General features: G+C 62.4%; 20 protein-coding genes and 2 pseudogenes. 11 read left to right on the top strand and 11 right to left on the bottom strand.

All coding sequences use genetic code 11. The features are described from left to right. Nucleotides 1-216: 216 nt before the first annotated feature. The 7 genes from AA098_RS21780 to AA098_RS21750 all read right to left on the bottom strand — a co-directional run bounded on the left by AA098_RS21780 (nucleotide 217) and on the right by AA098_RS21750 (nucleotide 7634). Nucleotides 217-1824 (bottom strand): NAD(P)/FAD-dependent oxidoreductase, encoded by a 1608-nt coding sequence (locus tag AA098_RS21780; RefSeq protein ID WP_064614993.1) that lies wholly within the window; start codon nucleotides 1822-1824, stop codon nucleotides 217-219. 103 nt (nucleotides 1825-1927) lie between these two features. Next, a complete protein-coding gene (locus AA098_RS21775) occupies nucleotides 1928-2602 on the bottom strand; it encodes a COG3650 family protein (RefSeq protein ID WP_003254880.1) in 675 nt (224 codons plus the stop codon). An 88-nt stretch (nucleotides 2603-2690) separates the two neighbouring features. Then, nucleotides 2691-3392, bottom strand: coding sequence for an ABC transporter ATP-binding protein (locus AA098_RS21770; RefSeq protein ID WP_003254879.1), 702 nt, complete (start codon nucleotides 3390-3392; stop codon nucleotides 2691-2693). Further along, complete coding sequence (livG, locus tag AA098_RS21765; protein WP_003254878.1) at nucleotides 3393-4160, bottom strand: high-affinity branched-chain amino acid ABC transporter ATP-binding protein LivG; 768 nt, start codon at nucleotides 4158-4160, stop codon at nucleotides 3393-3395. After that, on the bottom strand, nucleotides 4157-5413 hold the full coding sequence (locus tag AA098_RS21760; RefSeq protein WP_003254877.1) for a high-affinity branched-chain amino acid ABC transporter permease LivM: 1257 nt from the start codon (nucleotides 5411-5413) through the stop codon (nucleotides 4157-4159). Before AA098_RS21760 ends, livG begins: the two co-directional genes overlap by 4 nt. Next, nucleotides 5410-6333, bottom strand: coding sequence for a high-affinity branched-chain amino acid ABC transporter permease LivH (livH, locus tag AA098_RS21755; RefSeq protein ID WP_003254876.1), 924 nt, complete (start codon nucleotides 6331-6333; stop codon nucleotides 5410-5412). Before livH ends, AA098_RS21760 begins: the two co-directional genes overlap by 4 nt. A gap of 185 nt (nucleotides 6334-6518) precedes the next feature. Beyond that, nucleotides 6519-7634: a branched-chain amino acid ABC transporter substrate-binding protein gene (locus AA098_RS21750; protein ID WP_012051426.1), complete on the bottom strand. Its 1116-nt coding sequence runs from the start codon at nucleotides 7632-7634 to the stop codon at nucleotides 6519-6521. Between the two features lie 360 nt (nucleotides 7635-7994). Here AA098_RS21750 and AA098_RS21745 point away from each other — a divergent pair, with 360 nt between their 5' ends. Together AA098_RS21745 and AA098_RS21740 are read left to right on the top strand one after the other, a co-directional pair. After that, the gene (locus AA098_RS21745; RefSeq protein ID WP_004576203.1) at nucleotides 7995-8306 is read left to right on the top strand and encodes a DUF2288 domain-containing protein; all 312 of its coding nucleotides are present in this window, start codon (nucleotides 7995-7997) and stop codon (nucleotides 8304-8306) included. 192 nt (nucleotides 8307-8498) lie between these two features. Beyond that, complete coding sequence (locus AA098_RS21740; RefSeq protein ID WP_003254870.1) at nucleotides 8499-9386, top strand: NAD(P)-dependent oxidoreductase; 888 nt, start codon at nucleotides 8499-8501, stop codon at nucleotides 9384-9386. Here the strand turns inward: AA098_RS21740 and AA098_RS21735 are convergent. Both AA098_RS21735 and rapA read right to left on the bottom strand, forming a co-directional pair. Further along, complete coding sequence (locus tag AA098_RS21735) at nucleotides 9286-11550, bottom strand: bifunctional diguanylate cyclase/phosphodiesterase (protein ID WP_004576202.1); 2265 nt, start codon at nucleotides 11548-11550, stop codon at nucleotides 9286-9288. The genes AA098_RS21740 and AA098_RS21735 overlap by 101 nt on opposite strands. A 276-nt stretch (nucleotides 11551-11826) precedes the next feature. Then, nucleotides 11827-14673, bottom strand: coding sequence for an RNA polymerase-associated protein RapA (gene rapA / locus AA098_RS21730; RefSeq protein WP_003254868.1), 2847 nt, complete (start codon nucleotides 14671-14673; stop codon nucleotides 11827-11829). A gap of 150 nt (nucleotides 14674-14823) precedes the next feature. On the opposite strand from rapA, the gene AA098_RS21725 reads away from it, so the two are divergent. The 8 genes from AA098_RS21725 (at nucleotide 14824) to AA098_RS21700 (ending at nucleotide 20224) form a co-directional block, all read left to right on the top strand. Then, nucleotides 14824-15519: a M949_RS01915 family surface polysaccharide biosynthesis protein gene (locus AA098_RS21725; protein ID WP_004576201.1), complete on the top strand. Its 696-nt coding sequence runs from the start codon at nucleotides 14824-14826 to the stop codon at nucleotides 15517-15519. A gap of 63 nt (nucleotides 15520-15582) precedes the next feature. Next, nucleotides 15583-15912 (top strand): hypothetical protein, encoded by a 330-nt coding sequence (locus tag AA098_RS21720; protein ID WP_003254865.1) that lies wholly within the window; start codon nucleotides 15583-15585, stop codon nucleotides 15910-15912. A 67-nt stretch (nucleotides 15913-15979) separates the two neighbouring features. Then, nucleotides 15980-16141 carry a hypothetical protein gene (locus tag AA098_RS29605; RefSeq protein ID WP_003254864.1) on the top strand — a complete coding sequence of 54 codons (162 nt, stop codon included), beginning with the start codon at nucleotides 15980-15982 and terminating at the stop codon, nucleotides 16139-16141. Nucleotides 16142-16276: 135 nt separating this feature from the next. Beyond that, nucleotides 16277-16393: a cytochrome c oxidase subunit CcoM gene (gene ccoM, locus AA098_RS30040; protein WP_003254862.1), complete on the top strand. Its 117-nt coding sequence runs from the start codon at nucleotides 16277-16279 to the stop codon at nucleotides 16391-16393. A gap of 205 nt (nucleotides 16394-16598) precedes the next feature. Then, nucleotides 16599-18587, top strand: a complete 1989-nt coding sequence (locus AA098_RS21715) for an FUSC family protein (protein WP_064614992.1) — start codon at nucleotides 16599-16601, stop codon at nucleotides 18585-18587. Continuing rightward, nucleotides 18574-18780 carry a DUF1656 domain-containing protein gene (locus tag AA098_RS21710; protein WP_003254859.1) on the top strand — a complete coding sequence of 69 codons (207 nt, stop codon included), beginning with the start codon at nucleotides 18574-18576 and terminating at the stop codon, nucleotides 18778-18780. The genes AA098_RS21715 and AA098_RS21710 overlap by 14 nt, the downstream gene beginning before the upstream one ends. Nucleotides 18781-18792: 12 nt before the next feature. Continuing rightward, complete coding sequence (locus AA098_RS21705; protein ID WP_003254857.1) at nucleotides 18793-19662, top strand: HlyD family secretion protein; 870 nt, start codon at nucleotides 18793-18795, stop codon at nucleotides 19660-19662. A gap of 223 nt (nucleotides 19663-19885) precedes the next feature. After that, the gene (locus tag AA098_RS21700; RefSeq protein ID WP_003254855.1) at nucleotides 19886-20224 is read left to right on the top strand and encodes a DUF2025 family protein; all 339 of its coding nucleotides are present in this window, start codon (nucleotides 19886-19888) and stop codon (nucleotides 20222-20224) included. A 14-nt stretch (nucleotides 20225-20238) separates the two neighbouring features. On the opposite strand, the pseudogene AA098_RS30310 reads toward AA098_RS21700, so the two are convergent. After that, nucleotides 20239-21531 (bottom strand): annotated as a pseudogene (locus AA098_RS30310) (putative bifunctional diguanylate cyclase/phosphodiesterase); the annotation flags it as partial. Between AA098_RS30310 and AA098_RS30305 the strand changes: the two are divergent. After that, entirely contained in the window at nucleotides 21452-21646 is a 195-nt protein-coding gene (locus AA098_RS30305; RefSeq protein ID WP_353619278.1) for a hypothetical protein, read from the top strand. The pseudogene AA098_RS30310 and the gene AA098_RS30305 sit on opposite strands and share 80 nt — an antisense overlap. Here AA098_RS30305 and AA098_RS30300 read toward each other — a convergent pair. Beyond that, nucleotides 21559-22824 (bottom strand): annotated as a pseudogene (locus AA098_RS30300) (CHASE4 domain-containing protein); the annotation flags it as partial. The gene AA098_RS30305 and the pseudogene AA098_RS30300 sit on opposite strands and share 88 nt — an antisense overlap. Nucleotides 22825-22875: the final 51 nt, after the last annotated feature.

The following is a 22875-nucleotide window of genomic DNA, read 5'->3' as shown; positions in this document are numbered from 1 at the left end:
AAACATATTCGTTTTTGTTATATGTTGTTGCTGACAGGCCTGGGGCAAGCCTAGACGGATTTGGGGAAGGATGGGGGAGGGGAAGTCTGGAGTAGGTGCCGGAATAGTCTGATGCCGGACCGGGCCCTTTCGCGGGTAAACCCGCTCCTACAGGGGACCATTGTTCCGTGTAGGAGCGGGTTTACCCGCGAAGAGGCCCTGTCAGTCGATAAAGAGTCAGAGGCCGAGCATATCCCGCGCCACCGCCTCTGCGATGCGAATGCCATCCACACCGGCTGACAGGATCCCGCCCGCGTACCCGGCCCCTTCACCCGCCGGGAATAGCCCTTTGAGGTTCAGGCTCTGGTAATCCTCACCGCGGGTAATCCGCAGTGGCGACGAGGTACGCGTCTCGATCCCGGTCAACACCGCATCATGCAGGTTATAGCCCTTGATCTGCCGGTCGAACGCCGGCAGTGCCTCCCGAATCGCCTCAATGGCGAAGTCCGGCAGGCTCGGCGCCAGGTCACCCAAGGTCACGCCCGGCTTGTAGGACGGCTCGACACTGCCCAGTGCGGTCGAGGGCCGGCCGGCGACAAAATCACCCACCAGCTGCGCCGGGGCCTGGTAGTTGCTGCCGCCCATTACATAGGCGTGCGCCTCCAGGCGCTCCTGCAGTTCGATACCGGCCAACGGGCCACCCGGGTAGTCGCGCTCGGGGTCGATGCCGACGACGATGCCGGAGTTGGCGTTGCGCTCGTTACGCGAATACTGGCTCATGCCGTTGGTGACGACCCGCCCAGGCTCGCTGGTGGCCGCGACCACGGTGCCACCCGGACACATGCAGAAGCTGTATACCGAGCGGCCATTCTTGGCGTGGTAAACCAGCTTGTAGTCGGCGGCACCCAGTTTCGGGTGGCCGGCGTACTTGCCCAGACGTGCCTTGTCGATCAGCGTTTGCGGGTGCTCGATACGGAAGCCCACCGAGAACGGCTTGGCTTCCATGTAGACACCTTTTGCGTGCAGCATGCGGAAGGTGTCGCGGGCGCTGTGGCCCAGGGCCAATACCACATGGCGAGAGTGCAACTGCTCGCCGCTTTCGAGCACTACACCGGTCAGTTGGCCATCTTCGATCAACAGGTCGGTGACCTTCTCCTGGAAGCGCACGTCGGCCCCTAGGGCGATCATGTCCTGGCGCATCTGTTCGACCATGCCGGTGAGGCGGAAGGTGCCGATGTGCGGCTTGTTGATGTACAGGATTTCGTCTGGCGCACCGGCCTTGACGAATTCTTCCAGCACTTTGCGGCCGTGGTGTTGCGGGTCCTTGATCTGGCTGTACAGCTTGCCGTCCGAGAAGGTACCGGCGCCGCCTTCACCGAACTGCACGTTGGACTCAGGGTTGAGCACGCTTTTACGCCACAGGCCCCAGGTGTCCTTGGTGCGCTGGCGCACTTCCTTGCCGCGTTCGAGGATGATCGGCTTGAAGCCCATTTGTGCCAGCAACAGGCCGGCAAAGATGCCGCACGGGCCGAAACCGACCACGATCGGGCGCTCCTGCAGGCCTGCCGGGGCCTGGCCGACAAACTTGTAGGTGACGTGTGGGGCTGGGCCGATGTTGCGATCATCGGCGAACTTGCTGAGCAGCTCGGCTTCGTTGCTGGCTTCCAGGTCGATGGTGTAGATGAACAGCAGTTCGCTGTTCTTCTTGCGCGCATCGTAGCTGCGCTTGAACAGGTTGAAGCTGAGCAGTTGCTCGTCGCGGATGCCCAAGCGCTGGACGATGGCTTCGCGCAACGCTTCGTCGGGATGGTCCAGGGGCAGCTTCAGTTCGGTGATTCGTAGCATGGCAGGGTCCAGTATCCCGGCCATGGGCGGCCGGCGGCTTTACACAAACCGCCAAGTATAAGCTGTTAGACGCCCTGACTGGCAGGATAAAAGCGCCCGGCGATCAGTTGTCGCGCGCACCACCGTAGTAACCGCAGCCGCGCAGGGTCTGGCCGTCGATGCGCAGTTCGGCGCGCAGGTGGTGGATGGCGCCGGTGGCGCTGTCGACGCAGCGTTGCGGGGCGACCCACAGTTCCACGTGCTGGCCGTTGGCTTCGCTGGTGAGGGTCAGGCCGCCGCCGGGCACTTCTTCTTCGAGAAATGGCAGTGGCAGCGGGTCTTTGCCGATGCGGTTGAGCACCATGCCCTTGCCGCTGGCCTTGATGTCCCAGTCCGGTTCATGGCCATTGGCGCGCAGGGTCAGCTGCTTGAAGTTGGGGTCGTCGCAAGCGCGGGTGGAGGGTTCCAGGCGGTACAGGCGGCTGACTTCCAGCTGGCCGTCGTTGTCGGCCTGCTTGGCGCCCGTGAGGCGACCGCGCACGTCGGCGAACAACTTGGCATTGGCGTCCTTGGCCAGGTTGGCGGACTCTTGCAGGATGCCGGTGCCGGCGACGTCGTTGATCACGAAGCGGCGTGCTTCGCTGCAGGGCTTGAACAACAGGCGGCCGCCGTTGGCGCTCAGTTCGCCCTGCATGCGTGTGGTGCCGATGTTCGGGTCACGGGGCTGCTCGGCCAGTAGCTGGCAGCCAGCGAACAGCGGCAGCAGGGCACTGAGCAGCAGGGTAGGGGTGAGGCGCATGGGGCGGGCTCCGGGGAATCTTTGCCAAAGAGCTGGCCACGATACACGTCCTGCGGGCAGAAAAAAGGGCCCGAAGGCCCTTTTTCATTCAACCCCCCAGGTAGGCATCGCGCACCTTCGGGTCGGTCAGCAGTGCCTCACCGGTGCCCTGCATCACCACCCGACCGTTCTCCAGCACATACGCCCGGTCAGCGATCTTCAGCGCCTGGTTGGCGTTCTGCTCCACCAGGAACACCGTCACGCCATCGCGGCGCAGCTGTTCGATGATGTCGAAGATCTGCTGGATGATGATCGGCGCCAGGCCCAGCGAAGGCTCGTCGAGCAGCAGCAGCTTGGGCTTGCTCATCAGCGCCCGGCCGATGGCCAGCATCTGCTGCTCGCCACCGGACATGGTGCCGCCGCGCTGGATGTAACGCTCTTTCAGGCGCGGGAACAGTTGCAGGACCTTGTCCAGTTGCTCCTGATAGTCGCCCTTGTCGGTGAAGAAACCGCCCATGGCCAGGTTTTCCTCGACCGTCAGGCGAGCGAACACGCGACGGCCTTCCGGCACTACCGCGATGCTTTTGCGCATGATGTGCGAGGACGGCTGGCCGACCAGCTCTTCACCCAGGTACTTGATGCTGCCGCTGTGCGCCTGCGGCGAGCCGCACAGGGTCATCAGCAAGGTCGACTTGCCGGCACCGTTAGCGCCGATCAGGGTGACGATCTCGCCCTGGTTGATCTCCACGTTGACGCTGTGCAGCGCCTGGATCTTGCCGTAGAAAGTGGAAACGTTTTCGAACTTCAGCATTTACGCTTCCCCCAGGTAGGCTTTGATCACGTCAGGGTTGTCGCGGATCTCCTCCGGCGTGCCATGGGCCAGGGGGGTACCCTGGTTGATCACCACGATATGGTCGGAAATGCTCATCACCAGCTTCATGTCGTGCTCGATCAGCAGCACGGTGACGTTGTGCGACTCACGCAGGTAGGCGATCAGAGCCTTGAGGTCTTCGGTTTCCTTCGGGTTCAGGCCGGCTGCCGGTTCATCGAGCATGATGATGCGTGGCTGGGTCATCATGCAGCGGGCAATTTCGAGGCGGCGTTGCTGCCCGTAGGCGAGGGTGCCGGCCGTACGGTTGGCGAACTCGGTCAGGTTGACCTTCTCCAGCCAGTACTGCGCGCGTTCCATGGCCTCCTTCTCGCTGCGGCGGAAGCTCGGGGTCTTGAACAGGCCGGCGAAGAAGTTGGTGTTGAGGTGGCGGTGCTGGGCGATCAGCAGGTTTTCCAGTGCGGTCATTTCCTTGAACAGCCGCACGTTCTGGAAGGTCCGCACCACGCCCTTGCGGGCGATCTGGTGGCCGGCCAGGCCCTGAATCGGCTGGCCATCGAGCAGGATGGTACCGCCGCTGGGCTTGTAGAAGCCGGTCAGGCAGTTGAACACGGTGGTCTTGCCGGCGCCGTTCGGGCCGATCAACGCCACCACCTGTTTTTCCTTGACGGTCAGGGCCACGCCGTTGACCGCCAACAAGCCGCCGAAGCGCATGCTCAGGCCGCTGACTTGCAGAATTTCGCGGCTCATCGACGCAGCTCCATGTGTGGACGTTGCATAGGCAGCAGGCCTTGCGGACGCCAGATCATCATCAACACCATCAGCGCACCGAACATCAGCATGCGGTATTCGCTGAACTCACGCATCAGCTCAGGCAGCAGGATCATCACGATGGCCGCGAGAATCACGCCCAGTTGTGAACCCATGCCACCCAGCACGACGATGGCGAGGATGATCGCCGACTCGATGAAGGTGAACGACTCCGGCGTCACCAGGCCTTGGCGCGCGGCGAAGAAGCTGCCGGCGAAACCGGCGAAGCAGGCACCCAGGGTGAATGCCGAGAGCTTGATCACGGTCGGGTTCAGGCCCAGTGCACGGCAGGCGATCTCGTCTTCACGCAGGGCTTCCCAGGCACGGCCGATCGGCATGCGCAGCAGGCGGTTGATCACGAACAACGCCAGCAGGGCCAGCAGCAGGGCCACCAGGTACAGGAAGATGACCTTGTTGATCGAGTTGTATTGCAGCCCGAAGAACTCGTGGAAGGTCTGCATGCCCTCGGCCGCACGGCGTTCGAAGGTCAGGCCGAAGAACTCCGGCTTGGGGATGTTGCTGATGCCGTTGGGGCCGCCGGTCCAATCGGTGAGGTTACGCAGGAACAGGCGGATGATCTCACCGAAACCGAGGGTCACGATCGCCAGGTAGTCACCACGCAGGCGCAGCACCGGGAAGCCGAGCAGGAAGCCGAAGGTGGCAGCCATCAGGCCGGCAATCGGCAGGCACACCCAGAAGCTCCAGCCCAGGTAATGCGAGAGCATGGCGTAGCTGTAGGCACCGACGGCATAGAAGCCTACGTAGCCGAGGTCGAGCAGGCCCGCCAGGCCGACCACGATGTTCAGGCCCAGGCCCAGCAACACGTAGATCAGGATCAGCGTGGCGATGTCGACCGCACCGCGAGAGCCGAAGAACGGCCATACCAGTGCCATCACGATCAACCCGATGATGACGTAGCGCTGGGTCTTGGGCAGGGTGAGGTAGTTGCTGACTGCCGGGGGGATCAGCTTGCGATCCGATCGGCGGCCCATCACCGAACTCCACTGCTTGTCGAACAGCACGCGCAGGAACATCAGCACCGAACACACGGCGATGATGCTGATGGTGAACGAGCCCTGACTGTGCACGACCAGGCTGATCCCGTCGATGCTCAGTTTCAGGCCCAGTACCGGGAAGGCCACGGCCCACACCAGCAAGGCGCTGAAGAACGCCTGTTTGAGATTTCTGTTCATACTTTTTCAACCTCCGGGCGGCCCAGGATGCCGGTCGGCCGGAATAGCAGGACAAGAACCAACAAGCCGAATGCCACCACGTCCTTGTACTGGTCGCCGAAGATATCGGCACCGAACGCTTCGGCCACGCCCAGCACCAGCCCGCCGAGCATGGCGCCCGGGATGCTGCCGATGCCACCCAGTACCGCCGCGGTGAAAGCCTTCAGGCCCACCAGGAAACCGGCGTTGGGGTTGATCACCCCGTACTGCATGCTCAGCAGCACGGCCGCCACGGCAGCCAGGGCGGCACCGATGACGAAGGTGAGGGCGATGATGTTGTTGGTGTTGATGCCCAGCAGGTTGGCCATCTTGATGTCCTCGGCACAGGCGCGGCAGGCGCGGCCCAGGCGGGAACGAGAGATGAACAGGGTGAGCAGGGTCATGGCCACCAGGGTGACAACGAACACCAGGACTTGCATGTAGCTGATCAGTACTTCTTCAGCACCGCCTGGCCCGAAGGAGAAGCTCCCGGGGATCAGGTTGGGGATGGACTTGTCCTTGGAGTCCTGCGAAAGCAAGACCGTGTTCTGCAGGAAAATCGACATGCCGATGGCGGAAATCAGCGGGATCAGACGGTTGCTGTTGCGCAGGGGGCGGTAGGCAACCCGTTCGATGCTGTAGCCATAGGCACTGGTGACGAAGATCGTCGCGACGAAGGCGACGGTCATCAGGATCGGCAGCGAATGGATACCCATCATGGCCAGGCCCGCCAGGGCAATGAAGGCCACGTAGGAACCGATCATGTACACCTCGCCGTGGGCGAAGTTGATCATGCCAATGATGCCGTACACCATCGTGTAGCCGATGGCGATCAAGGCATAGGTGCTGCCGATGGTCAATCCATTAACCAGTTGTTGGAAGAAATGGTAGATCTCAGGCATTACAGCGCTCCTAAAAACCTGATTTGCATTTCACTGGCAGGGGTACGGCCAGGAAACCGCGGGTGACGGTTTTAAGATTTTCAGGTGAGCCTGCCCCCGGATCGCGGGGATCGGGCCCATGAACCTCATAAAACGAAGCCCACTGCTCGCACAGTGGGCTCGTAGGTCAGCTATTAGTCACGCAGTTACTGAGGGGAGACTTCGGTCTTCGGCTTGCCGAAGTGCCATTCGTAGACCACGAACTTGAAGTCTTTCAGGTCGCCTTTGTCGTCGAACGACAGTTCGCCGGTCGGGGTCTTGAAGGTGCCTTTGTGGATGGCCTCGGCCACCTTGTCGGTATCATCGGAACCGGCTTTCTTGATGCCTTGAGCGATCAGCTCGACAGCCGAGTAGGCAGGGAATACGAACGGGCCACTTGGGTCCTTGCCGTCAGCCTTGATGGCGTCGACGATCTTCTTGTTCGCCGGGTCTGCGTCGAACGATTTCGGCAGGGTGACCAGCAGGCCTTCGGAAGCGTTCTGGGCGATCTGCGAAATGGAGTCGTTACCCACGCCTTCCGGACCCATGAATTTGGCTTTCAGGCCTTTTTCCTGAGCCTGGCGCAGGATCAGGCCCAGCTCTGGGTGATAGCCGCCGTAGTAGACGAAGTCGACGTTGTTCTGCTTGAGCTTCTGGATGATCGAGGAGAAGTCCTTGTCACCGGCATTCAGGCCTTCAAAGACGGCAACCTTGGTGCCTTTCTTCTCAAGGGTTTGCTTGACGGCGGTGGCGATGCCTTCACCGTACTGCTGCTTGTCGTGCAGGACGGCAACGACCTTCGGCTTGACGTGGTCGGCGATGTAGTTGCCGGCGGCCGGGCCCTGGGCGCTGTCCAGGCCGATGGTGCGGAAGATCAGCTTGTAGCCACGGGCGGTGATTTCCGGCGAAGTGGCGGCCGGGGTGATCATGATCACGCCTTCGTCTTCGTAGATGTCGGACGCAGGCTGGGTGGAGCTGGAGCACAGGTGGCCGACCACGAACTTGACGCCGTCGTTGACCACTTTGTTGGCGACTGCCACGGCCTGTTTAGGGTCGCAGGCGTCGTCGTATTCCTTGGCTTCGAGCATCTTGCCATCCACGCCGCCCGCGGCGTTGATATCCTTGATGGCTTGCTTGGCGCCGATGAACTGCATGTCGCCGTACTGGGTCACAGGACCCGTCTTGGGACCGGCGATGCCGATCTTGATGGTATCGGCGGCAAACGAATGGCTGGCTACCCCGGCCAGTACCATTGCGGCGAACAGCTTGGAAATCTTGATCATAGTGCTCCACTCATTCTGTTGTAATTCTTATAGTCCTGGCGGCCAGGGCTACAGACCGGGCGGGATTTGCGGCGTGGCCATGCCAACGCGCTAGCCCACCTTCCCCCGGAACATGTCCCGGAACTGTACCGGTACAGTGTAGAGCGCTGTTCGAGCGCTTGAAAAGCGGTCGAAAAGTGCGTCTTTCCTGCGTTGTCGCTTGATCGACAGAAAGATACAGAAAGGCGCCATCAAACTGCCTGCATCTGCGATCCCGCCCCACAACTTCGGGGTCAATCGACCAAATTACATATTTGAAACCGGGTTTTTCTGCAAAAATGCCGGCCTTTTTTATTGACCGATTTTTTGCGGATACCACCCATGACTGATCAAACAAGCACCCTCTATGCCAAATTGCTTGGCGAGACGGCAATCATCGAGTGGAAAGCGCTGGAGCGTTTTTGGGCCAAGGGTGACCTGATTTGGGTCGACCCCTGCCTTGACCTGATCGCCGTTGCTGAGGCGATGGCCGAGAATCGCAGCGAGATCTTCGCCAAGTGGCGTAGTGATGGCACTGTTGGGCCGGTATCGGCCGAGCAGGCATTGGACCTGCAAAGCCGCGACCCAGAGATCTGGGCGGTGGTGGTTTCGCCGTTCATCGTGATACAGGTGAAGGGCCAGGAAGAAGCGTGATCTTTTTTGGTGCGCAAAAATACGCATCAGCTCCGTTTTGGTGCTTGAAAGCGATCAAGGCGGGTAGAGGGAAGTAACAATTCGGCGTGGCGGTAACAGTTTACGGGATGCGTAATGTGGCCGCCGTTCTGGCAGGCGCCAACGGAATCGTAGCCCGCCTGGGAAATGTTCGAATCAGTCAGGAGTTTATCGATGAGCACTGCACTACCTTCGCTTGGATTCGCCGGCATCGGCCTGATGGGCCTGCCCATGTGCCGCCGCCTGCTGGCAGCGGGTTATCCGCTGACGGTATGGAACCGCAGCCCGGACAAGTGCGCCGCACTGGTCGCTGCTGGCGCGCGCCTGGCCAGCAGCCCGGCCGAATTGTGCCGTGACAGCGACATGGTATTACTGTGCCTGGCCGACACGGCGGTGGTGCGTGAGGTGGTGTTTGGCGAGCAAGGCATTGCCCAGGGCGGGCGCAGCGGCCAGTTGCTGATCGATTTCTCTAGCCTGGAACCCACCGCCACCCGTGAAATGGCTGCCGAACTGGCAGCACTGTGCGGCATGGCCTGGCTGGATGCACCTGTCTCTGGCGGTACGCCCGGTGCCGAAGCGGGCACGCTGGCGATCATGGTGGGCGGTGAAGCGGCCGATCTGCAGCGTGCACGCCCGGTGCTGGAGGTGCTTGGTCAGCGCGTGACGCATATGGGCGCGGTAGGCACGGGACAGGTGACCAAGGCGTGCAACCAGATGATCGTCGCGTGCAATGCCCTGGTAATTGCAGAAGTGGTGGCATTGGCCGAACAGTCGGGCGTGGACGCGACGTTGATCGCTGAAGCGCTGGCGGGTGGCTTTGCCGATTCCAAGCCATTGCAGATTCTTGCGCCGCAAATGGCCGAGAGCCGCTTCGAGCCAATCAAGTGGCACGTACGCACGCTGCTCAAGGACCTCGATGGCGCGGTCAAGTTTTCCCGCGAGCAAGGCTCGGCGACGCCGCTCAGTGGCCTTGCCGCGCAACTGATGCGCTTGCACGGTAGCCAGGGTTACCTGCAAAAAGATCCGGCGACCCTGGTAGAGCTGTATCGCAACAAGGTGTGATCCGGCCGTTCTGGCGCTGCAACCGCTCCAGCAGTGGGCGCAACTCGGCCAGCGGTACGGGGCGCCCCAACAGGTAGCCCTGCAGGTAGTCGCAGCCATGGCTTTCGAGGAACGCCTGCTGTTCGGCGGTTTCCACGCCCTCGCTGACTACCCGCAGGTGCAGGGTATGCGCCATGGCGATGATCGCCTGGACAATTTCCCGGTCTTTCTGGCTGCCCGGTACATCCTGCAGGAAGGTGCGGTCGATCTTCAGCACATCCAGCGGCAGGCGCTTGAGGTAAGCCAGTGACGAGTAGCCGGTACCAAAATCATCGATCGAAAGTGCCACCCCCAAAGCCCTGACGCGTTTGAGCAGGCTGACCGTGCGCTGGATATCGCCCACCAGGGCGTTCTCGGTCACCTCCAGCTCCAGGTGGCGCGGCGCAAGGGCGGCGTGGAACAGCGCCTTTTCTACTTCCTTAGGCAGTTCGTCGTGGCTGAGGGTGACTGCCGAGCAATTGACCGTGACCTGGACCTCGCCGTAGCCGTGGCGCTGCAAGTGGGCCAGGTCGGCACAGGCATGGCGCAGCACCCACAGGTCAAGGTCGATGATCAGGCCGTTGGCTTCGGCAATGCCGACAAAACGGTCGGGCCCGAGCAGGCCGTGTTGAGGATGCTGCCAGCGTACCAGCGCTTCCAGTTTGGCCACTTGCCCGCTGCGCAGGTCGAAGATCGGCTGGTAGTGCACACACAGCCCGCGCTCCTCGAGCAGGGCCAGGCGCAGCTCTTCTTCCAGTTGCAAGGCGATCGACGCGCGAGCCTTCAGGCTGTCATTGAAGAAATTCAGGCTGTTGCGCCCGTTGTCCTTGGATTGGTAGAGGGCCAGGTCGGCATGCTTGAGCAGCTCTTCGGCTGTGCTGCCATCGTCCGGGAAGATACTTATACCAATGCTGGTGGTCATGACCATGCGCCGCCCGCCCAGGTCGATGGGTTCTTTCATCCGTTGCATGATGCGCTGGGCCAGGTGGCGGGCTTCGTCGCGGCTGTTCAGGCTGGTGACCACACAGAACTCGTCGCCACCAAAGCGCGCAACCAGGTCGTGGTTGCGGGTAGCGGCCTTGATGTGGTGGGCGATCACCTTGAGCAGCTCGTCACCGGCATCGTGGCCAAGGCTGTCGTTGATACGCTTGAAATGGTCGATGTCGAGAAACATCACGGCCAGGCGATTTTCGCTGGCCTGAGTTTCGACCAGGCGCTCGGCGAACACCTGGTTGAATCCGCGGCGGTTGAGCAGGTTGGTCAGGGCATCATAGTGCGCCGCCTGCTGCAGCGAAGCGCGGGCCTGGTCCAGTTGGCTGAGCAGTACGCTGACCCGGCGCAGGTCGTGCTCCTTGCTTTGCAGCTTCTTGTCGGCCAGTGCGGCGCTGATGCTGGCGCCACTGATCAGCAGGGTGATGAAGCCGATGCCCAGTCCCAGCTGCAGGCTGTTGTCGCCAGACGGCAGGCGCAGTGCGGTATCGGCAGGGATGATCAAGGTCATGGCCGACATCGCGGTGAAATGAGTGGCGACGATGCCGCCCGCCATCAGCAGGCTGGCGCCGTACTTCATGGCCTGGTACAGGGTGCCGCTGCCATTGCGCAAGTAGCGGGCCAGGTACAGCGAGGTCAGGGCGGTGAGCAGGGCAATGGCGGCAGAGGCAAGTAGCAAGCCGGTTTGGTAGTACTGGCGGGCACCCGTTTCCATCGCGGCCATGCCGACAAAATGCATGAGGATGATGCCCAGGCCGATCAGCCCTGCGCTCAGCACGAAGTGGTGCGCGCGCATCTTGCTGCGTTCGAGGCTGTGCATGGCCAGCCAGGCCACGCCCAGTGCGATGAGCAGCGAAAGAATGGTCAGGGATACGTCGTAGTGCACGTCCACCGGGGCCCGAAAGGCCAGCATGCTGATGAAGTGCATGGCCCATATGCCGCCTGCCAGGCAGCAAGCTCCAAGCATGTTCCATTGCCGGTGGGCGGTGGGGTCGTCGCTGTGGGACTGGCGCTCGGCCATGTCGAGGGTGGCGAAACAGGCCGCGCAAGCAACGAAATAGGCGAGCAGAACCAAGAGCGGTTCATGACGGCAGTCGATGACGATGCGCCCGGTTGCGGGAAGATCGGCGAACAGTTGCAGCCCCAGCCATTCCATGGAATGCCTCTTGATCGAGTTTTCACTCGTCTGCGCTACAACCCTGTGCAGACTGTCCAGAGGCAGTATAGGAAGGAGTGCTTAAGCCTTCCTGACTAATGGCACAATGATTTCTACGATTTGGTTATAACTCCAATCGCAGTGAGGAATAAATTTGGGGCCCTGATGCCTTCCTGTGGGAGCGGGCGAGCCCGCGAAGCATCCACTGCGGTGGATGCCACCGGCTTCGCCGGTGTTCGCGGGCGTGCCCGCTCCCACAAGGGCGCGGGGACTGCGTTAGCCAGCCACCAGCACGCGAATGGCTTCCAGGCGCAGGGCGGCCTTCTCCAGCATTGCCAGGCCATCTTCGCGCCGCTTGCGCAGGGCGTCGATTTCGCTGTCACGCACACTTGGGTTGACCGCTTGCAATGCCACCAGGCGCGCCAGCTCTTCGTCGGCCTCGGCTGTCAGGCGGCGCTGGGCTTCGGCCACGCGCTCGTTGTGGGCCGGCAGGATCTTCTCCTCGCCGCCACTGATACGCTTGGCCAGCACATCGCGCTGGGCCTGGACGAACTTGTTGGCGCTGGCGCGCGGTACGCTCTCGAGCTGGTCGTTGAGGGTTTCGAAGGCCACGCGTGACGCCAGGTCGTTGCCATTGGCGTCGAGCAGGCAGCGCAGTGCCGCCGGCGGCAGGTAGCGGCCCAGTTGCAGGCTGCGGGGTGCCACCACCTCGCTGACGAACAGCAGTTCAAGCAGTACGGTGCCTGGTTTGAGCGCTTTGTTCTTGATCAACGCCACGGCGGTGTTGCCCATCGAGCCTGACAGCACCAGATCCATGCCACCCTGCACCATCGGGTGCTCCCAGGTGAGGAACTGCATGTCCTCGCGTGACAGCGCCTGGCCACGGTCATAGGTGATGGTCACGCCTTCATCGTCGCCCAGCGGGAAGCTGGCATCGAGCATCTTCTCGCTCGGCTTGAGGATCAGTGCGTTCTCGGAATGGTCTTCGCTGTCGATGCCGAAAGCGTCGAACAGGGTTTCCATGTAGATCGGCAGGGCGAACTGGTCGTCCTGTTCGAGAATGGCCTCGACCAGCGCCTGACCTTCGCCGGCTCCGCCGGAGTTGAGCTCCAGCAGGCGGTCACGGCCAGTGTGCAGTTCGGCTTCCAGGCGCTCGCGCTCGCTGCGGGCGTCGGCCACCAGGGTATCCCAGGCCTTGTGATCGCCGCCTTCCAACAGCGGCAGCAGGCGTGGGCCGAACTGGTGCTGCAGGGCATTGCCGGTGGGGCAGGTGTTGAGGAAGGCGTTGAGCCCTTCGTGGTACCACTGGAACAGGCGCTCTTGCGGGCTGTCTTGCAGGTACGGGATGTGCAACTGGATAGTGTGCTTCTGACCAATCCGGTCAAGGCGGCCGATGCGCTGTTCGAGCAGGTCGGGGTGCGCTGGCAGGTCGAACATCACCAGGTGATGAGCGAACTGGAAGTTGCGGCCTTCGCTGCCGATTTCCGAGCAGATCAGGACCTGGGCGCCAAACTCTTCATCGGCAAAGTAGGCAGCGGCACGGTCGCGCTCGAGGATGCTCATGCCTTCATGGAACACCGAGGCCGGGATGCCGGAGCGCACGCGCAGGGCGTCCTCCAGGTCCATGGCGGTTTCGGCGTGGGCGCAGATCACCAGTACTTTGGTGCGCTTGAGCATCTTCAGGGTGTCGATCAGCCAGTCGACGCGTGGGTCGAAACGCCACCAGCGCTCGTCATCGGCCACTTCACCCTGGGCCTGGAAGGCAACTTCCGGGTACAGCTCGGCATGCTCGCCGGCTGGCAGGTTGCGGTATTGCTCGGGCGTGGCCAGCGGGTAGGGGTGCAACTGGCGCTCGGGGAAGCCCTGAATCGCCGCACGGGTGTTACGGAACAGCACGCGTCCGGTGCCGTGGCGATCCAGCAGTTCGCGAATCAGCCGGGCGCTGGCCTGGGTGTCGCCGTCGCTGACCGCAGCCAGCAGGGCTTCGCCTTCGGCACCCAGGAAGCCCAGGATGGTGGCGTGGGCCTTGGGCGACAGGCGGCCCTCGTCGAGCAGTTCCTGCACCGCCTCGGCTACCGGGCGGTAGTGCTCGCTTTCGGCGCGGAAAGCGGCCAGGTCGTGAAAACGGTTGGGGTCGAGCAGGCGCAGGCGGGCGAAGTGGCTGTCCTGGCCCAGCTGCTCGGGGGTGGCGGTGAGCAGCAGTACGCCCGGAATCACTTGGGCCAGTTGCTCGACCAGGCCGTATTCGGCGCTGACCTGGTCTTCGTGCCAGACCAGGTGGTGGGCTTCGTCGACGACCATCAGGTCCCAGCCAGCGGCAAACAGTGCGTCCTGGGCCTTTTCGTCGTCGACCAGCCACTCCAGGGCAACCAACGCCAGTTGGGCATCCTCGAACGGGTTGCTGGCGTCGCTTTCGATGAAGCGCTCGGCGTCGAACAGCGCCACTTGCAGATTGAAGCGCCGGCGCATTTCCACCAGCCACTGGTGCTGGAGGTTTTCCGGCACCAGGATCAGTACGCGGCTGGCGCGACCCGACAGCAGCTGGCGGTGAATGACCAGGCCAGCTTCGATGGTTTTGCCCAGGCCCACTTCGTCGGCCAGCAGAACGCGTGGGGCGCTGCGGTCGGCGACTTCGCGGGCAATGTGCAGTTGGTGGGCGATGGGCTGTGCGCGGCAGCCGCCCAACCCCCACAGTGCCGACTGCATCTGCTTGCTGGTGTGCTGCAGGGTGTTGTAGCGCAGGCTGAACCACGACAGTGGGTCTATCTGCCCGGCGAACAGGCGGTCGCTGGCCAGGCGGAACTGAATGAAGTTCGACAACTGGGTTTCAGGCAGGGTGCGAGGCTGATTCTGCCCGTCCAGGCCGTGGTAGACCATCAGCCCGTCGATGTCCTCGACTTCGCGTACGGTCAGCTTCCAGCCTTCGAAGTGGGTGATCTGGTCACCTGGCGAGAAGCGCACGCGGGTCAGCGGCGCATTGCGCAGGGAATACTGGCGGGTGTCGCCAGTGGCCGGGTAGAGCACGGTCAACAGGCGGCCATCCTGCGCCAGGATGGTACCCAGGCCGAGCTCTGCTTCGCTGTCGCTGATCCAGCGTTGCCCCGGTTGATACTGCTGCGCCATACTGCCTGAACTCCCGCGATGAAAAAGCCGATTATGTTAACGGATCGGCCGGTCAGACCAAAGTGCCGAGAGCACCGAAAGGTATCGAAAGGCACAGTCTAGTCGTTTCATCGCCCTGCACAGCGCCGCCGATGAGGGCCCCGGATCAACATGTCTGCCAAGCACCGCTGGATCAGCGCTTCGATGGCCGTGGGCAGCCTGGTGCTGCTGAGCGCCTGCGAGCAGAAAAACTTTGAGACATTGCCCCCCATTCCGATGGAGCAGCTTGAGGTACTGGGCGTGCAGACGCCGATAAAGAGCGTGCACTTTCGTGACAGTGACGGCGAAGGGCTGTTGGTCCTGAGCCGCAGCGATGGCCAGGCCAGCGACCTGGAAAGCGAACAGGAAGTGGACAAGGTGGTGCTCAAGGCCACCTTGTACGGGCGCACGGCCGAGAACGACACCTTCAAGGCGCGTTGGCAGGTCGAGCAGGAAACGACCTGCCCGGGGCTGGACCTGGACGTGGACTTCTATAATGACGTCAGTGATGTGAGCGACCTGAACAAGAATGGGGTGGCCGAGATAACGGTGGCCAGCCATGCGTTCTGCGGCGGCGGTATCGACCCGCATGACATCGCCATCGAGATGCGTGAAGGGCAGGCCAGTTACACCATTACCGGCCAGTCGCTGATCACCCCGGCGGGCGAGGAACCGATCGGTGGTGAGCGCGAGGACAGCGCTTCGCTGAAAGCCGCGCCACAGGTGTTACGCGATCATATGGATGCGGTTTGGCAACAGGTGTACAAGCGGCCCTGGAGCGAGGCCAGTCCGCCAGTCGACGACGAGCCGGGTGACGAAGCCGAGTAAATGTTGTCCATGACATCAAGGTAAAGCTGCGCCTGCCGATATAGGGGGCATAGGAGAACGTCCATGCTGCCGCCGATCATTCCGCTCAGTGCCGCCCCGGTCACCTCGCAACAGGACCCGGTCAAGCCAACCCCCGATATCAAGCCGGTGGTGCCGACGCAGCCTGCGTCCGGCGAAAGTGCCATTGACCTCAAGCGCCAGCGCGACCCGCAGGAGCAGGTATTGTTGCTGCGCGATGAACAGCGCCGCCAGCAGCAACGCCGCAATAAGGGCGAGCAGGAACGCTACGATGCCGTCCCGGGTGACGAGGTCAATGCCGACAATACCGTGCCGGTAGCGCCATTGATGGGCGAGCATGTACGCCAAGGACTGCTGGTGGACATCGAAGTCTGATACGGGGCTGGTCAGCGCCTGCGCCTGGCTTCATCATGCAATTCTCTGTTGATCGTCGAGCCCACCCATGAGCCAAGACAACCTCATCGATTTCGATGCCGAACGTGCCAAGCGCGTCCACGACCTCAAGGAAAAGCGGCTGAACGAAATGCGCAATGCTTTCGAGCAGGCCCTGCCTTTGAGTACCAGCAAGAAAAAGAAGCCCAAGGGCAAACCTAAGAAGCGTTGAAACTTGACGCAGGTCAACCCTGCGCCCCCCTCGCGTGCCCGGCCTCGGGCACCATTGACACTGATCAATTTTCCCCGCCGCCACATTGGTTAACGTGTACCCATCGGACAACGGCAAACGAATGGGGAGGCCAGCATGTTCTTCGACAACGTGGTTATCGCCGGTGTGGTAACGGTCGGGCTGATGGTCGCCTTCTTTGCCGGTCTGGGCATTTTCATCTGGAAGGACTCGAACAAGCGCAAGCCGCGCTGACCTTCCGGGTACACGAGCACGCAAGGCATTTAGGGCGACTTCGGTCGCCCTTTTTTTTTGCCTGCATTTTTTATTGCCTGAGCTGTCCCTCTCGGTGCAGGCCCATCGCATATACATGATTAGCTAGCTAATTAATCGTTTCCGCTTTATTCTGCTCATCATTGTCTATCTTTTCAGCAAGACTTTTCCCCGCAAGGTCCGCCTCGTGCCCATCACCTTTCAGGCCCTGTTCGCGCCCAACAGCCTCGCCCTCAAGTTTGCCATCAAGACCCTGCTCGGTGGCGGCCTGGCGTTGTGGCTGGCGATGCGCTGGGGGCTGGAGCAACCCTCCTGGGCATTGATGACTGCTTTCATCGTCGCCCAGCCGCTATCGGGCATGGTGGTGCAGAAAGGCTTGGCGCGGTTGGCCGGCACGTTGGTCGGCACAGTCATGTCAGTGCTGTTCATCGGCCTGTTCGCCCAGACCCCCGGGCTGTTCCTGCTTGCCTTGGCGCTGTGGCTGGCCCTGTGTACCGCCGCGTCCACCCAGTTGCGCAGCGCCTGGGCCTATGCTTTCGTGCTGGCCGGCTACACCGCAGCGATCATTGCCTTGCCGGCCATTGACCACCCCCTGCAGGTATTCGACCAGGCCGTGGCGCGCTGTACCGAGATCTGCCTGGGTATTTTCTGTGCAACAGCCAGCAGTGCCTTGCTCTGGCCCATGCGGGTCGAGCAGCAACTGGGCGGGCAGGCACGGCAGGCCTGGCAGAACGGCCTGCAGGCCGCCAGAGCCATGCTGGGCGGAGAGGACGAGGCGCGCAAGGGCCTGCTGGAAAGCCTGGGACGCATCGTTGCCATCGACAGCCAACGTGAGCATGCCTGGTTCGAGGGCAATCGCGGGCGCCAACGTGCCCGTGCCATTCGTGGCCTTAGCCAGAAACTGCTGGTGCTGTTGCGTATTTCCCGTTCGGTGCGCCGCCAGTGGCGGCAACTGGATGAGTGTGAGGTCGAGCACTTGACGCCTTGGTTGCAGGAAGTGCGTACGCTGCTCGACCAACCCGACCAGCCCAGCCTGTTGTTGTTGCGTCAGCGTATCTGGGATGCCGCACACGACGAGCAGATCAGTTCGGCGGAGCACTTCTGCCTGGCGCGCATGGCCCTGCTATTGGACTATGCCATGGCCGCCAGCCAGGCACTTGAGGATGTGGAGGCGGGCAGGGCGCCCAAGGACGTGTCCCAGGGGCTGGCCGTGCACCGAGACTGGTCGCTGGCCTTGCTGTTCGGCTCGCGCAGTGCGCTGGCCTTCCTGGTAATGAGTGGTTTCTGGCTGGCCACGGCCTGGCCTTCGGCACCGGGTGGCCTGGTGCTGACCTGCGTGGTCTGCAGCCTGTTCGCCAGTCGCGAGAACGGCGCACAGATCGGCCTGAGTTTCCTGCGCGGGATATTCCTGGCGATACCGGCGGCGTTTGTGGTCGGGCAGATCATGCTGCCGCAATGGAGCAGCTTCGCCATGCTCTGCCTGGGCATGGGCGTGCCACTGTTTCTTGGTGCACTGGGCATGGCCCATCCGCGTACCGGGGCTACGGCCACTTCCTATTGCCTGCACTTCATTGTGCTGGTGTCGCCGCTGAACGCCATGCAGTTCGGCGTGGCGACCATGTTGAACAGTGCCTTGGCCATGCTGGTGGGGGTGTCGGCAGCGGTCATGGCCTTCCGCTTGCTGGTGTTCCGCCACCCGGCCTGGCTGGGCCGGCGCTTGCGTGCTGCAACGCAGAACGACTTGGTGCGCCTGACCCGGCGCGACCTGCGCGGGGCTGACAGCTGGTTTGGCGGGCGCATGGCCGACCGGCTGATGCAACTGGCGCGGCATGCCAGTGAATTACCGGAAGGCGAACGCAAACGCTGGGATGACGGCCTGCTCGGGCTGGATATCGGCGACGAACTGGTGCACCTGCGCATGTGCCTGGCGGTCGCCCAGGCCCCTTTGGGGCGGGCCGAGCGCGAGTACCTGCAACACGTGGAGGCAGTGCTGGCCAAAGGGCCGGCTGCCGGGCGTGGGCAGCGGCTGGATGCTGCCAGTGAGCAGTTCATTGCAGCCTTGCGTCGGTTGCCAGCCAGCGACCCGCTCCGGCTGGCCGAGGGGGCGGTGCTGCAATTGCAGAAAAGCTGGGGCAAATGGTGCCGCTGGCAGGAGGACACCCATGGGTTTGCGTGAGTGGGAAGTGGGCGGTGTGCTGCTCAGCCCGTTTCTGCTTTATGTGTTGTTGGCGCTGCTGCTCACCGGCCTGCTGCGCCTGGTGGTGCAGGCCACACCGTTGGGGCGCTGGATCTGGCATGAAGCGCTGTTCGACGCAGCGCTGTTCGTCTGTGTGTTGTTCCTGGTGGTACGCCTGCTGGGAACTTTATAAAGGAGTGTTTCGATGCGTGCGGCCGTACGTATTCTGGTGACCCTGTGTGTGGTGGCCCTGGCCGTGTTGGCCGGCTACCAGCTGTGGCAGTACTACATGCTCACCCCATGGACGCGCGATGCCCGTGTGCGCGCCGATGTGGTGGTGATTGCGCCTGACGTGTCTGGCTGGGTTCGCGAACTCAAGGTTCATGACAACCAGCAGGTCAAGGCTGGCGACCTGTTGATGAGCATTGACCGCGAGCGCTTCCAGGCCGCGTTCGATCAGGCCAGCGCGGTGACCGAGACCCGCGCCCAGCAATTGCGCTTGCGCGAGCGTGAAGCAGCCCGGCGTACTGCCTTGGGGCCGGAGGCGATCAGTGCCGAGTTGCGTGAAAACGCCCAGATCAATGCCGCCATCGCGCGTGGCGAGTTGCATGAGGCCGAGGCGCAGTTGCAGGTGGCCAGGATCAACCTGGCGCGCAGTGAGGTGCGGGCACCGCGCAGCGGGCATATCACCAATCTGCGTTTGGCCGAAGGCAATTATGTGAACACCGGGGAATCGGTGATGGCGCTGGTGGATGATTCGACGTTCTACATCCAGGCCTATTTCGAGGAAACCAAGCTGCCGCGCATTCGCGTTGGGGACACTGTGAAGGTGTGGCTGATGGGCACGGGTGAACCGATGCAGGGGCACGTGGAGAGCATCAGCCGCGGCATCACCGACCGCAACAGCAACCCGGACAGCCAGTTGCTGCCGGAGGTAGAACCGACCTTCAACTGGGTGCGACTGGCCCAGCGCATACCGGTGAGGATCCGCCTGGATCAGGTGCCGGAAGGGCTGACCTTGAGTGCGGGGATGACGGCGAGTGTGCAAGTGCACGAGGACCGCGACCCGCAGTGATGGTGCTGCCTCAATAGACAGAAATGTAACGTTCGAAGCGGTACAGCCGGGTCGTGTGGTGAAGGCAGTCCAGCTCCAGTACGCCGACGACGTCGGGCAGACACGAAAAAACTTGGCGAGCGGCCCGCCAGTTGCGTTAGGCTGCCGTTGTGAGTTGCCCGACAGAGGCAACCCTTTTCCCGCCGGGCGTGCGTATCTTCCGATTTCATTGCGAGGTTACGTCATGGCCATCACTTCCCAGGATATTTGCAACGCCGCCGATCAGCTAAAGGGCTTTGTCGGTTTTCACGGCAAGCGCGGTGTTCATATCGTGCGTTTCTCCGAGGACGCGTTCGGCATGGACGTGGCCGACGCCAGTATCACCCCCTGCAGCGAGTTTGTCTGGCGGCCCGAGCAAGGGCAGCGCATGGCGTTGTGCCGCGAACGGCTGTCGCTGTTGCTGGATCAGCATGTGGATGACCGCTTGAACATTGGTGAACCGCTGCGCGCCTACCTGCGCCGCTGTGATCTGCCCGAAATCGTGGCGCAGCGCAGCCTGCAGCAGCACACCCAGTCTGTTTAGGAGCAAGGCCGCGTCTACAAGGGCTGTGCAGTGCTTTGGGAGGTTTGGTGCAACAACGCCGCCAATCCGGCGCTGTCCAGGGGCATGCTCAGGTAATAGCCTTGCACTTCATGGCAGCGATCGTTTTCCAGCGCCTTGAGTTGATGTTCGCTTTCCACGCCTTCGGCTGTCACTGTCAGCCCCATCGCCTCACCCAGGTTGATGATGGCCTGGACCACAGCGCGGTCGCTGCCGCCGTTGTTGTTCAGGCCGCTGATGAAGCGTTTGTCGATCTTGATGCTGTCGAACGGGTAAGTACGCAGGTAGCCCAACGACGAATAGCCGGTGCCGAAATCATCCATGTTCAGGCGCACCCCTAGCTCCTTGAGCGACAGCATGGTGCCTAGCGCGCCCTCGATGTCGTTGAGCATCACGTTCTCGGTAATCTCCAGTTCCAACCGCTGGGCGGGGAAGGCCGTGTCGAGCAAAATTTCGCGCACGTCGGCTACCACATCGCTGCGCAAGAACTGCGCAGGCGACAGGTTGACCGAAACCAGCACGTCGGCTGGCCAGTCATGGGCAGTGCGGCAAGCTTCGCGAAGCACCCAGCGGCCCAGCGCAACAATGATGTCGCTCTGCTCGGCCAACGGAATGAAGGTGTCCGGCCCCAGTAACCCTTCCTGTGGATGCCGCCAGCGCACCAAGGCCTCGACCGCGACGATACGCAGGTCGTCGAGGCGGTAGCGCGGCTGGTAATGCAACTCGAACTCCTCATTGCGCAGGGCCCGGCGCAGGTCGTTCTCCAGCTGGCGGCGGTACTGGATCTGCTGGTTCATTTCGGCAACGAAGTAGCGCCATGTGTTCTTTCCATCGGCCTTGGCCTGGTACAGGGCGATGTCGGCGCAGCGGATCAGCTCACCTGCATCGAAGCCCTGGTTACGCGTCTGGGCAACGCCAATGCTGGCACCGATGTGCAGCGGCTGGCTTTCGAAGACGATGGGTTGCTGCAGCAGGCCGATCAGGCGCGCACAGAAGCGGTCGATCTCGCTGCTGTTGTCCATGCCGCTGAGTACCAAGATGAACTCGTCGCCGCCCAGACGCGCGACCAGGTCGCCATCGCGGGTGGTGTCGCGCAGGCGCGTTGCCACTTCTTGCAGCACGGCATCTCCGGCGGCATGACCGAGCGAGTCGTTGATCGGCTTGAAGTTGTCCAGGTCCAGCAGCAACAAGGTCAGCGGCGGCGAGTCACTGCCGCGCAACAAGGCCTGCTCCAAGTGCCGGGCGAGTTTGTTGCGGTTGGCCAGCCCGGTCAGTGGGTCGTGCAGCGAAAGATGCTGGATGCGCGCGTGGGCGTCGACTTCGTCGGTGATATCGCTGGCGGTACCCCGAAAACCGATGGCCTTGCCATCGCGCCAGATAGCGCGGGCGGATATCCGGCAGTAGCGGTTCTGGCCATTCTGGTCGCGGTAAGTGCAGCGCAGGTTGGCCAATTGCTGCGGGTCGGCGGTAGCCAGGGCGTCGAGCCAAGGTGACAACGGCGTGGTGTCGCAGGCTAGCAACTGGTTGAGCGGGTGGCCCAGCCAGCCGTCTACCGGGTAGCCGGTGACGTTGGCGAAGCGTTGCGACAGGTAGGTCAGGCGTTGTTGCCGGTCGGTTTCCCAGATCCAGTCGGATGCCGACTCGGCCACCGCGCGGAAACGCTGCTCGCTGGCCTCCAGGGCCTGGTTGCTTTGTTGCAGATGCACGAGCGTGAGGCCGATTGCCCGGGAGCTGCGCAAGGCATGACGGAACAGGTACAGCATCACCAGGCCAAGTATCAGTAGTGCGCACAACAGTGCTGGCAACACTGCCCGCAGCATCTGACGCCCCGGCAGTGGGCTGTTCCAGGTCAGATGGTAGCCGGTGTCGCCCAGGTCGATGCGCAGGTGGCTGTGATCCTGCATATCCTTCTTTTCCACGTGCATGCCCGTCAGGCCGGCGCCGTGGCCCAACTGCGCCAGTTTGCTTTCGTTGAGCTGGTCAATGAACAGCATCACTGGCGCTTGGCTCACCTCGCTGTCGGTAACCTCCCGGTCCGGGCGCACGGCTGCTGCACTGAGTGCGGCCGGCCAGCCGTTGAACAGCACGAAATGGGTGATTTGCTCGCGTGAAACTGCCGCTGCGCGGGCTTGTTCGATGATCGGTTGCAGCGGTGTGTCTATATAGGTGTTGGCACCTGCCTGGCTGGGCTGGCCTTTGAACAAGGCATAGGTGGTGCGGTCGTTTTCCACTACGAACACCCCTTCGTAGCCGCTGGCGCTGTACAGCGACTCGCCTATGTTTTTTTCCTCGTAGGCCCATTGCCAGTCGGCTTGGCCCGACAAGTGCTCGAAGGCTGCATCCCATACGGCATAGCTGGACAGAAACTGGCGCGAGGCGAGCAGCCGTTGTTCCAGCGCCTGGTTCGCATGGAAGGCGCTACGCTGGCGCTCCTGTTGGTCGAGTGTACTGGCGATATTGAACAGAGCGCCGAGAATGACCAGGCAAGCCAGGCCGAACACTGCGCTGAAACCGGCAATGAGGTGGCGCACCTGAAAGCGCGGTGTGGGGCTAGCGGGTGGAAGCTTGGCGGTCCTGGCCATGCGCGAGCGGCTCCTTCAGGCAACCTCCCGCCAGGCAGTCAGGAAGGAGGT

This window comes from Pseudomonas sp. JY-Q (assembly GCF_001655295.1).
GTDB classification, from domain to species: domain Bacteria; phylum Pseudomonadota; class Gammaproteobacteria; order Pseudomonadales; family Pseudomonadaceae; genus Aquipseudomonas; species Aquipseudomonas alloputida.
Note: the sequence above shows the minus strand (reverse complement) of the source record. Positions and strands in the feature narration are given on the sequence as shown.